At 65.2% G+C, this 881-nt stretch carries 1 protein-coding gene; it reads right to left on the bottom strand.

Annotated elements, in window-relative coordinates; genetic code table 11:
- On the bottom strand, positions 1-750 hold a 750-nt coding region (locus BGN95_RS21330), incomplete at its 3' end, for a fumarate hydratase (protein WP_286773936.1).
- Positions 751-881 lie beyond the last annotated feature (131 nt).

Genomic DNA, 881 nt, shown 5'->3' with positions numbered 1-881 from the left:
GCCGAGCCCCTGCGCGCCGATGCCGAGCGCATTGACCTTGTCGAAAATCTCGATGCGCAACGCCTCGATATCGTTCTTCGGGCCGCGCTCTTTCAGCGTCGCCATGTCGATCTGTTCCATCAGCGACTTCTTGGCGAGCAGCACGCAATGTTCCGCGGTGCCGCCGATGCCGATCCCGAGCATCCCCGGCGGGCACCAGCCGGCGCCCATCTGCGGCAGCATCTCCAGCACCCAGTCGACGATCGAGTCGCTGGGGTTCATCATCTTGAACTTGGACTTGTTCTCGCTCCCGCCGCCCTTGGCCGCGACATCGACATGGACCTTGTCGCCCGGCACCAGCTCGACATGGAGCACGCAGGGCGTGTTGTCGCGGGTGTTGCGGCGGGTGAAGGCGGGGTCGGCGAGCACCGAGGCGCGCAGCTTGTTCTCCGGGTGGAGATAGGCGCGGCGCACGCCCTCGTCGACCACGTCCTGCATGCTGCGCGTCGTGTCGTCGAGCCGGCAGTCCATGCCCCATTTGACGAAGACGTTGACGATTCCCGTGTCCTGACAGATCGGGCGATGCCCCTCCGCGCACATCCGCGAATTGGTCAGGATCTGCGCGATCGCGTCCTTCGCCGCCGGGGATTGCTCCGCCTCATACGCCACGCCCAAGGCGCGGATATAATCCATCGGGTGATAGTAACTGATGAACTGCAGCGCATCGGCGACGCTGTCGATCAGGTCGGCGGCGCGGATCGTCGTGGTCATGAATCGGGTCCTTTACTGGCGGTCGATCACCGCCGCGGTCATGCGGGAAAGGCAGACGAGCTTGCCGGCATCGTCCTCGATGCGGATCGTCCACACCTGCGTCGTGCGGCCGAGCATCTCGGCTGTGGCGG

The organism is Sphingomonas sp. 66-10 (genome assembly GCF_001897045.1).
Lineage (GTDB): Bacteria > Pseudomonadota > Alphaproteobacteria > Sphingomonadales > Sphingomonadaceae > Sphingomonas > Sphingomonas lycopersici.
This window is presented reverse-complemented; position numbering and strand designations above follow the sequence as displayed.